At 50.4% G+C, this 9,912-nt stretch carries 8 protein-coding genes, 1 CRISPR repeat array and 1 riboswitch; of the genes, 1 reads left to right on the forward strand and 7 read right to left on the reverse strand.

All coding sequences use genetic code 11. From position 1 onward, the window contains the following. Positions 1–37 precede the first annotated feature (37 nt). Positions 38–862 (reverse strand): TrmH family RNA methyltransferase, encoded by an 825-nt coding sequence (locus tag DW965_RS07750; protein WP_055218570.1) that lies wholly within the window; start codon positions 860–862, stop codon positions 38–40. Positions 863–1,221: 359 nt separating this feature from the next. On the opposite strand from DW965_RS07750, the gene DW965_RS07755 reads away from it, so the two are divergent. Next, on the forward strand, positions 1,222–1,680 hold the full coding sequence (locus DW965_RS07755) for a DUF2798 domain-containing protein (RefSeq protein ID WP_022462175.1): 459 nt from the start codon (positions 1,222–1,224) through the stop codon (positions 1,678–1,680). A gap of 112 nt (positions 1,681–1,792) precedes the next feature. Here the strand turns inward: DW965_RS07755 and DW965_RS07760 are convergent, their stop codons facing one another. The 6 genes from DW965_RS07760 to DW965_RS07785 form a co-directional block, all read right to left on the reverse strand. Beyond that, positions 1,793–2,404: a hypothetical protein gene (locus DW965_RS07760; RefSeq protein ID WP_119198214.1), complete on the reverse strand. Its 612-nt coding sequence runs from the start codon at positions 2,402–2,404 to the stop codon at positions 1,793–1,795. A gap of 139 nt (positions 2,405–2,543) precedes the next feature. Beyond that, the gene (locus tag DW965_RS07765; RefSeq protein ID WP_117509530.1) at positions 2,544–3,848 is read right to left on the reverse strand and encodes a sirohydrochlorin cobaltochelatase; all 1,305 of its coding nucleotides are present in this window, start codon (positions 3,846–3,848) and stop codon (positions 2,544–2,546) included. A 294-nt stretch (positions 3,849–4,142) separates the two neighbouring features. Continuing rightward, positions 4,143–4,336, reverse strand: a riboswitch (cobalamin riboswitch). Positions 4,337–4,399: 63 nt separating this feature from the next. Then, positions 4,400–6,130, reverse strand: a complete 1,731-nt coding sequence (locus DW965_RS07770; protein WP_119198218.1) for an amino acid ABC transporter ATP-binding/permease protein — start codon at positions 6,128–6,130, stop codon at positions 4,400–4,402. Further along, the gene (locus DW965_RS07775) at positions 6,130–7,869 is read right to left on the reverse strand and encodes an ABC transporter ATP-binding protein/permease (protein WP_119198215.1); all 1,740 of its coding nucleotides are present in this window, start codon (positions 7,867–7,869) and stop codon (positions 6,130–6,132) included. Before DW965_RS07775 ends, DW965_RS07770 begins: the two co-directional genes overlap by 1 nt. Before the next feature lie 13 nt (positions 7,870–7,882). After that, a complete protein-coding gene (locus tag DW965_RS07780) occupies positions 7,883–8,230 on the reverse strand; it encodes a nitrous oxide-stimulated promoter family protein (protein WP_022462170.1) in 348 nt (115 codons plus the stop codon). Beyond that, positions 8,227–8,631, reverse strand: a complete 405-nt coding sequence (locus DW965_RS07785; RefSeq protein ID WP_117509532.1) for a YbaN family protein — start codon at positions 8,629–8,631, stop codon at positions 8,227–8,229. Before DW965_RS07785 ends, DW965_RS07780 begins: the two co-directional genes overlap by 4 nt. Before the next feature lie 289 nt (positions 8,632–8,920). Beyond that, positions 8,921–9,905: a CRISPR direct-repeat array (repeat unit 30 nt; unit sequence ATTTCAACTCACGCCCTCACGGAGGGCGAC). Positions 9,906–9,912: the final 7 nt, after the last annotated feature.

Below are 9,912 nucleotides of genomic sequence, written 5' to 3' on the forward strand. Positions count from 1 at the left end.
TTTTTATTCCGTAATCTCCGGTACCGACGGAACATCTTTATCTTCTTCCCGCCAGCTCCCAGAATGCGACAGCGCTCGCCGCAGCGACGTTCAGTGAATCCACACCGTGTGTCATCGGAATCAGCACGGTTGCATCTGTTTCAGCGATCGTATCACTTGCCAGTCCGTCACCCTCGGTTCCGAGCAGAATGGCGAGCTTTTCATGCGTTTTTAACGACGGATCATCCATCGGAACGGAGTCTTCTTTTAATGCCATCGCAACGGTATAAAATCCAAGTTCCTGCAGTGAAGCAATTCCCTGCTCCGGCCAGTAACTGCCGCCTGGCAGCACGGTCCACGGGACCTGGAAGACATTTCCCATGCTCACGCGGATGGCGCGGCGGTACAGCGGGTTGCTGCAGCCTGATGTGAGGAGCACGGCATCGATGCCAAGCGCGGCGGCGGAACGGAAAATCGCACCGACATTCGTCGGGTTCACGACATTTTCCAGAATCGCCACGCGGCGGGCATTCCGGCAGATTTCCTCCATAGCCGGAAGCGTGCGGCGGTGCATCGCGCAGAGCATGCCGCGCGTGAGGGCAAAGCCTGTGAGCTGTTCCAGCACCTTCGTCTCTGCTGTATAGACCGGCGCGTCCGGGCAGTGCGCAAAGAGTGCTTCGTTTGCGGCAAGCTCTGCGCTTCCGGCAAGGAACGAAACCGGTTCATATCCGGCATCCAGCGCACGCTCGATGACACGCGGACTCTCCGCAAGAAAAAGGCCTGGCTGCGGTTCATAATAGTGCAATAACTGCGGTTCTGAAAGACGCGCATACACGTCGAGCTCCGGCGCCGCAAAGTTTTCGATTTTTCTGATCTCTGACATAATATTGATTTCCTTTTGCGTTTTCTCTTTGTTTTCACTATGTTCTATTGTAGCAATCCCGCTCCCGTTTCGCAATCCATTCTTTTTCCCGCCGGTGCCGTTCCCCGCACCATTCGCCAAACCGTGCTTCCAGCACGCATCGAATTTTCTTGTTTATCTGTCTTTTTTAAAAATTTCTCAATTTTCTCTTGCCAAACGCCGCCGGAGACGTTATAATAATCGACGGTTCAAAATTAAAAACTGCAGAAAAGATTGGTATCAGATTGGAAACGGCACAAGTGCATTGCTTGGTTAACGAACAACACATGTGTCTTTTTTGCGCCCATTTTTCAAAATTGCAAAGAAAAGGAGAACAATCGATGCCAAAAACAAAATTTCAAAACGTTGTATTTACCCTCATGATGTCCTTTCTGATGGTCTATGCCATGATCTGCTACAACATTTCCATGAACATCGGCGGAATGACAAATCAGGTCTTTCTGATGGCGTTTCACGAGATGATAATCATGTGGCCGGCCGCTTTTATCCTCGAGTTTTTCCTCGTGGATCATCTGGCTCACAAATTAGCTTTTTGCATGGTAACACCGCAGGATCGTCCGATCGTAATCACGCTGGCAATTTCCATTATGATTATTGCTATTATGTGTCCGATTATGAGTTTTATTGCAACACTGCTGTTTAAAAATGCCGGAAAAGAATTTGTCGCTGTCTGGCTCCAAACCACGTTCTTAAATTTCCCGGTTGCCTTCTTCTGGCAGCTCATGTACTGCGGACCCTTCATCCGTTTTCTGTTCCGCAAACTGTTTCCGGAGAAATAAGAAAAGATATCCACAAAGGGAACCGTTTTTCCCCTCTCTGTCCACAATTTCTGTGGACAGGCGGTGCAAAATGGTTCACCTTCTGTGGATATCTTTTTTGTTTTTTCCCGGATTACTCCTGTGGTACCGGATTGGATACGCTGACTACATGATCATACCAGGTTCCTTTTTTACCAATGATCGCAACATTGAAATCCTCGTCCAGTTTTTCTACCGGGATATCAAAGCCGTACACTTCATCTGTGGTTCCGTCAGAATACGTTACCTCATCTGTGGTCGGCTCGATCAGCTCTGCACCGTCTGCCTGCGCTTCTTCTTTTGTTCCCACAAAGACATTGACAATGTTTTTGGATACCAGGCTGACGTGGATGGTCATTTTTCCGTCTTTTACCGTCAGGACACCTTTTCCTTCTTTTGCTTCATTGACATGGAACATATTGCTGTCTGTATTGAAGTCTGCCGTATACGTACCGTCTTCCAGCTCTGATGCGCTGCTTTCTCCTGCAGTCTCCGCTGCCGATACGCTTTCTGCTGAAACATCTGATGTGGATGTACTGCTCTCTGCCTTAGATGCATCCTGTACAGAAGCGGAAGATGCGTCTGCCGCAGAAGACGCAGATACTGCAGATGCAGAAGATGACGCTGCATCCTTTCCGCCACATGCGCCGAGCATGGATACAGTCAGTGCTGCTCCAAGAAAAAGAACTGCCAATTTTTTTCTCATAATAAATTTCCTCCTTGTATCACCTTGAAGCGGATCTTTTTCATCCGCTCAACTTAAAATCCGACAGCACACTGAGTCTCTTCAGCCGTACTGCCGGATCTTATTTTACTCTATTTTACGTTCGGAATGCAACCCCTAATTATTCAGCATCGTCCTGAACGCCGTTGCCGTCCATAGCTGCCTTGGTATGCTGTACATACAGCTGCTCAACAGCATCAATTCTTCCAAGACCTTCGATCTGAGTGTCGATCTCGTCGAATGCACCGGATGCCTCAAACTGGCTCTTCCAGGAATCCTCATCCTCGCCTGCCATATCGTTGTTTGCGTGGTCACCTGCAACAACCATCAGCGGCCGAAGAATTACTTTCTTGTATCCGGCTGCTTTTACTGCCTCGATCACGTTCTCGCAAGCGGTCTCTTCCGGCTTGCCCTCAACGGTTCCGATGAATACGTTTTTGTATCCAAGAGTATCCATCTGTGTCTGCATCTGGCTGTAGGTTACATTTGCAGTGTGGGAAGTACCATGTCCCATAAATACGAAAGCAGTGCCGTCCTCTGCTGCTGCATCCAGACTGTCATAATTTGCAGATTTTACTGCCTGTGCCGTGATTGCTTCTGCAACGGCCTGTTTGTCCTCGTTGATTACGGTAGCGTCACTTCCAACCTCGCCAAGCAGCGGCTCTGCGATGGTTACGGACTCAAATTTATCTTTATAGCTATCTACTGCTTCTTTCAGCTCGTCGTACTCTGCGCCGTGCATCAGATGAGTCGGCTGAATAATCAGTTTTTTCACGCCATTGCTTACAGCTCTTTCCAGTGCCTGATCTACGTTGTCGATCTTCTCGTCATCGCGGGCCTGTACATGGTTGATGATGATCTGTGCAGTGAAGGCACGTCTTACGGACCAGTCCGGATATGCAGCCTGCAGAGCTTTCTCAACGCCTCCGATATCCTCAGCACGGCTGTCGTTGAAGGAAGTACCAAAGCTTACAACCAGAAGCTCATTCTCGCCGATCTCGTCTCCGTTTAACGGATCATCCTTGGAAGCATCACCTGTGTCTCTTCCGAAGTAATCCGGATCTGCGTTCTCTCCTTCTACAAGTTCCTTCTGCGCGTCTGTCAGGGCATCCCATGCCTCTTTTGCTTCTTTGCACTGCTCGTCGGTGTTATCATTTCTTTCCTGTACATAAATTGCGTCAATCAAAGCTGCCACTTTATCTGCTGCCTCCTGGTCTGCATCTGCGGATACCTCTTCAGATGCAGAAGATGCGCTTACGCTGCTGCTTGCTGCTGTGGTGTCTTCCTCAGATGCGGAAGATGCACTTACGCTGCTTGTTGCTGTGCTGCTTGCGCTGCTGCTGGATGCGTTGCTGCTTCCGCATGCGCCGAGCATAGATGTTACCATAGCTGCTGAAATTAAAGCGACTACAAGTTTCTTTTTCATTTTTGTTTTCCTCCCATTTGCTGGTATCTTTGCAACAACCAATATCGGGGACGTTTTACATTTCAAACTATGAGAAACACGCTCCGCGAGTTTCTCAAGTTATCGCGGCAGTCGCTAAGGTCTCGTGCAAGCACGGACTTTGGCTCGTTGCCCGCGTAAATAGAAAGAAGCCCTTTCGTTTTTCAACGAGGGGCTTCCAGTATTTTTATCACAAAGAAAACCATCTCACCCGCTGTGGGGCAAATGTCCGCTTTCCTGTTTTGTACTGCCAGTTCCTCGTGGCACGAACGTAACGTTCCTGTACTGCGAAAGGCAGGTCTCCCGGCTCATTGCTTCAGGATTTGACTCCAGCGCATCGGTCTCCTTCCCGGTTTCCCAGTGGATCATTCCCCTGCTTGCAAAATACGGTGACGAGTTCGTGCAGGATTCACACCTGCTTCCCTTTTCACCGGACACGTATGTCCGACACCTTACACATCGATATTTAATTGTCTTTTCTTTAACGACTGTTAGTGTAGCACATCGTCTTTTCTCTGTCAAGTGCTGTAAAATCAGGAAATCCGGCCATTTTCCATTTCATATACCACATCCGCGACGTTCATCGTGGACACTCTGTGCGATACGAGCACAATGGTTTTCTCTTCTGCCGATTCTTTCAGGGATTTCAGAATAATTCCTTCATTTAAGGAATCAAGATTCGATGTCGGCTCGTCCAGCAGGATCATGGATGCGTCATGCAGGAATGCCCGCGCGATACCGATCCGCTGTTTTTCTCCGCCGGACAGCGTATCGCCGAGTTCTCCGACTTCGGTGTCGTAGCCATTTGGCAGTGTCATGATGAAATCATGTATGGACGCCTTCTTCGCCGCCTCCATAATTTCTTCCCGCTTCGCGCCGGGTTTTGCAATAGCGATATTGTTCGCAATCGAATCGTGGAACAGGTGTGTCTCCTGCGTCACATAGCTTTCCATATCGCGCAGATGCTTTGTCGGGATTTTGCGGACATCGGCTCCGTCCACGGAAACGCGCCCCGTCTGGACATCCCAGAAGCGCATCAGAAGTTTTAAGATCGTCGATTTTCCGGAACCGCTCGCGCCGTGGATGCCGGTGATTTTTCCCGGTTCCAGTTTCAGCGAATACTGATCCAGAATCGTCTCGTCTTCGTAGGCAAACGTTACATTCTGCGCCTCGGCTCCTGCAAATGCGTGGTCACCGCCGGATGCCGCATCTCCCGGAATTTCCTCCACCAGCGGCGCTTCCTCGAGAAGGGAAAGCACACGCTCGCCGCTTGCCAGCGTCTGATTCAGGTTATTCGACAGGCTGGACAGCGCCACGACCGGGCCGAAGGAACCCATCATCGCGACTGTGCAGGTCAGGACTCCCTCAAATCCGATCCCGCCTTTCGTGTAAAGATAGATCGTCAGTGCCAGCATGCCGAACGATGCCAGAAGAATCACCATGTTGGTGGCAGACCGCTGGGAGCCTTCCATGCGGCTTAAGTTTTCCTGCACAGAAGCCAGTTCTTTCGACCGCCCTGACATCTGCTCTTTCCGTTTTTCGCCCTGTCCGTACTGAATCGTCTCGTCGAGGCCACGCAGGGAATCCAGCACGAAGCTGTTCAGCTCGCCAAAGCCTGTCCGGAACTCCATTCCTTTCTGGCTTCCGCGCTTTCCGTTCCACATCGGGATCACAACGCCGACCGTCAGATACGCCGTAAGTGCAAGCAGCCCTGCCAGAACATGGTATCTTCCAATGAAGCATACCATAATCAGAGAAGTTAATGCTGCAATCGCAATCGGAGAAATCGTATGCGCATAGAATACTTCCAGAAGTTCGATATCGGTTGTGATAATCGAAATCAGATTTCCTTTGTCCCGTCCTTCCAGCTTCGCCGGGCAGAGCTTCCGCAAAGCTGCAAACACTTTATGGCGGATGATCGCCAGCAGTTTAAAAGCAATAAAGTGGTTGCAGTACTGCTCCGCATAATGCAGAATGCCGCGCAGCACCGCGATCACGATCATCACCGTGAGTATCGTTTTTACCGGGGTATGTACAAGCCACATGTTTTGCACCGAAAGGCTCGTCCCTGCCGCGCCCGTCAGTAAGCCATGCACGATGACCTGTCCTGCCAGAATCGTCAGGAAGATCGCACATAAATATCCCATTGTTCCAAGAATAATTGCCGCCATCATAATATGAAGCAATGGCTTCACCAGCCCGATCAGGCTTCCCATAATCCGGAGGGCGCTTCTGCGTTTTGCTGTATTTTTCTTCTCGTTCATCATGCATTCCCCTGCTTTCCATAGTTTTCCAGTACCATCTGGCTGTCGTACAGATGACGGTATGCTCCGTTCTGTTCCATCAGTTCCGCATGCGTTCCACGCTCGCAGATGGTACCGTTTTTCAGGAAATAAATCTGATCTGACTGTACGACGTTCGCAAGGCGGTGGGAAATCAGCAATACCGTTTTCGTCTTTGCGAGTTCATGAATCACATTCATGATCAGCTCTTCACTCTCGACATCAATATTCGATGCGGCTTCATCAAAGATATACACCGCACTGTCGCTCCGAAGCAGCGCCCGCGCAATCACAAGACGCTGACACTGGCCGCCGGAGAGGTTTCCTGCTTTTTCGAGAAGCTCTGTCTGCAGTCCATTCTGTGTCTGTAAGAATCCCAGCAGATTGACTTTCTGCAGAACTGCCTCCATCTCCTCCTTCGTCGCATCCGGTTTCGCCATGCGCAGGTTCTCTTCTACGGTTCCTTTAAATAAGTAACTGTTGTGGCGGACCAGAACAACATGCTTCATCAGATCCGTCTCATTGACTTCCGAGAGCGGCACGCCGCCCAGGGTGATGCTTCCCGCATATCCGCGGTTCTTTGCCGCAAGGATGCCCGCGATCGTACTCTTTCCGCAGCCGGATTCGCCGACCAGTGATACAAAACTGCCCGCCGGGAGCGTCAGGTCAATGCCTTTTAAGATTTCCCGGTCCTCTTCATAGGAAAAATGTACATCCTCCAACACGACATCCAGCGGTCCGTCCGGCAGCGTCCGCTCTCCCGTCTGCGGCTCCGGCAGATCGAGGATTTTGAAAATCTTGTCACTCGCCGCCATGCCGTTCATCGCGATGTGGAAGAACGATCCGAGCAGACGCAGCGGCAGGAAAAACTCACTCGCCAGCAGCACAATGCAGAGCGTGCCGGACACGGTGAGGTTTCCTTTCAGAAATTCCGATACCGCCACCGCCATGCCAACCGCCGCGCCGCCGTATGCTACGATGTCCATCACGCTCGTTGAGTTGAGCTGCATCGTCAGAACTTTCATCGTGATCCGGCGGAAGTTCTGGGATTCCACATCCATCTCGTCGGCTTTCTGCTGGTCGGCCTGATAGATTTTTAAGGTCGTCAGACCCTGCAGATTTTCAAGGAACGAATCGCCGAGCCCTGTGTAAATACTCCAATATTTGTTCAGCAGCTTCTTCGCAATCTTCTGTACCACTACGATCGAAACCGGGATCAGCGGCACGCAGATCAGAAGGACCACGCTCGCTTTCAGGCTCACCCGGCAGAGGATGGCGAACAGCGTGAGCGGTGCGAGCAAGCTGTAAAACAGCTGCGGCAGATACTTTCCAAAGTATGTTTCGAGCTGCTCCACACCTTCGGTGGACACCTGTACGACCTCTGAGGAAGACACCTGCTCGCTGTACGATGCACCGATCTTCAGCATTTTTTCATAAATTTTTTCGCGCAGAATCCGCTTCACATCCACACACGCAAGATACGACGACCGCGCGCCCATCCGCTCGCAGAAAAAGCGGATCACAACAACAATTGCCAGTGTAAAAATCGTCCGTTTCACAGCCGCTGCCGTTACCGCACCATACACGACCCGTTCCAGCAGATCGGCGACCGTAAATACCGCGATCACCTGCGACAGAAGCGCCGCCCACTGCCACAGAATCGTGTACACGATATACTTTTTCGCGTGGGACAGCAGCCCCACCAGTCTTGTTTTAATCATAAGTACCTCTCTTTTATGCTTTTGCTTTTCGCTTCTCTCTCATGCTGCAGATTAAATGCCAGATAGCTAAAATCGGATGATACAGCAGCATCCTCGGCCCCGAAAACCGCATAACGGCGCGGATCTTTTCCCGCATTTCCGGCTTGTAGCAGTGTACTTTGCAGTTTGCGCAGAATGTTTTCTGTTCCATGAAGGGACATTTCTGGCTCCGCTGTTTTGCATAGTCCGCTAATTTCTGACATTCCGGACACATTCCGCCGGATGCATGCCCCTCTTTTCCATGGTTCTTCCGGCAGTACAGGCGGATCATCTCTTCCACGACGTACTGTTCTTTCTGCCGCTTTTTTTCTACTTTGTTCATTTTGTTTCTCCTAGGATATGATCTTCTGTTTTTACGGTTTTGACCCGCAGGAAGAAATACAAAATATGGCACATCCATACCACAGCAATACAGATTCTTCCAATCGGCACATTCTTCATAGCAAAAAAGCCGATCGCCATCACAACCGTTACCATCCCGATAATTTTACATTTCGTTCCTACCGTCATCGCCCGATACTGTACGAAGCTGTCGAGATGCTTCTTATATAATTGAGTTCCAATAAACCAGCTGTGCAGCCGTTCCGAACTTTTCGCAAAGCAGAACAGGGTCGCCATATAGAATGGAACTGTCGGCAGAATCGGAAGCACAATGCCGATGGTGCCAAATCCCAGGCACAGAAAGCCGAGTACGATCCAAAATATTTTAAATGGACTCTTCATAATTTTCCTCCTTCTCACCGAATATTAAAATAGAAAAATAGCCGCTCATGGTTCTTGCGAATACATGAGCGGTTAGTTGTCGCTTACGCTAGTTATAGATTAACATTATTTAACTTTCATGTCAAACACATTTCACTCCTGAGAGAACGCTCCTCTGCTTGCAGAATAACTGCTGTTATTTCAACTCACGAAGTGTGATACATCATACTCTAAATAATTCCGCCAATGTTTGAAGATTCAACTCACGGAGGGCGACAAAGGAATCGGGCCGGTTGTGTGGGGACGCATCATTTCAACTCACGCCCTCACGGAGGGCGACATCCAGCACGATGCCCTGTTCCCTTCCCGGGATATTTCAACTCACGCCCTCACGGAGGGCGACGATTCTTCCGATCACTTTATTTCTATCGTGATTATTTCAACTCACGCCCTCACGGAGGGCGACCCATTGACTGGAGATCATCCCCCATATACTTTTCAATTTCAACTCACGCCCTCACGGAGGCGACTTTGCCATTATTTTTTCTCCTTTTTTCTTTCAACATTTCAACTCACGCCCTCACGGAGGGCGACAGGTAATTCCGCCGGATCCGCTACTGAAAGACATTTCAACTCACGCCCTCACGGAGGGGCGACTTTTTCGACCATCTGGAATGGTCGGCAGCAGTTTATTTCAACTCACGCCCTCACGGAGGGCGACTCGTTTCTTTCATTCTTCCGCCCCTCCAAAGCCATTTCAACTCACGCCCTCACGGAGGGCGACGCCAAAGCAGGATGCAAAGCGTTGTAAACGTCGTCATTTCAACTCACGCCCTCACGGAGGGCGACATTCAGATCTTAGCACATTGTGTCTATCCTGTCATTTCAACTCACGCCCTCACGGAGGGCGACCTGCGCTGTCTTTCAGCAGTTCACAGGTCACCTTCATTTCAACTCACGCCCTCACGGAGGGCGACAAATTCCCGTAGTACGTCGCAAGGATTCCGTTTATTTCAACTCACGCCCTCACGGAGGGCGACCGTTCTGGGTTGTCCTCTCCTCGCCGACTTGATATTTCAACTCACGCCCTCACGGAGGGCGACGCGACGGGCCGTGGCCCGTTTCGGCTATTTCAAGTATTTCAACTCACGCCCTCACGGAGGGCGACGATTCGCCCTCCATTTCTCCAGCTCCACTGTGTCATTTCAACTCACGCCCTCACGGAGGGCGACAAATGCGCCCATCACCATCAATCATCCGATACTATTTCAACTCACGCCCTCACGGAGGGCGACCCCATCA

The sequence above is a fragment of the Blautia sp. AM47-4 genome (assembly GCF_003479865.1).
GTDB lineage: Bacteria > Bacillota > Clostridia > Lachnospirales > Lachnospiraceae > Fusicatenibacter > Fusicatenibacter saccharivorans.

Excerpts from the sequence above, each read along its gene's own strand:
- DW965_RS07770 (WP_119198218.1), bottom strand. The coding sequence starts at position 6,130 with ATGAACGAGAAGAAAAATACAGCAAAACGCAGAAGCGCCCTCCGGATT.
- DW965_RS07775 (WP_119198215.1), bottom strand. The coding sequence starts at position 7,869 with ATGATTAAAACAAGACTGGTGGGGCTGCTGTCCCACGCGAAAAAGTAT.
- DW965_RS07765 (WP_117509530.1), bottom strand. The coding sequence starts at position 3,848 with ATGAAAAAGAAACTTGTAGTCGCTTTAATTTCAGCAGCTATGGTAACA.
- DW965_RS07750 (WP_055218570.1), bottom strand. The coding sequence starts at position 862 with ATGTCAGAGATCAGAAAAATCGAAAACTTTGCGGCGCCGGAGCTCGAC.
- DW965_RS07755 (WP_022462175.1), top strand. The coding sequence starts at position 1,222 with ATGCCAAAAACAAAATTTCAAAACGTTGTATTTACCCTCATGATGTCC.
- DW965_RS07780 (WP_022462170.1), bottom strand. The coding sequence starts at position 8,230 with ATGAACAAAGTAGAAAAAAAGCGGCAGAAAGAACAGTACGTCGTGGAA.
- DW965_RS07785 (WP_117509532.1), bottom strand. The coding sequence starts at position 8,631 with ATGAAGAGTCCATTTAAAATATTTTGGATCGTACTCGGCTTTCTGTGC.
- DW965_RS07760 (WP_119198214.1), bottom strand. The coding sequence starts at position 2,404 with ATGAGAAAAAAATTGGCAGTTCTTTTTCTTGGAGCAGCACTGACTGTA.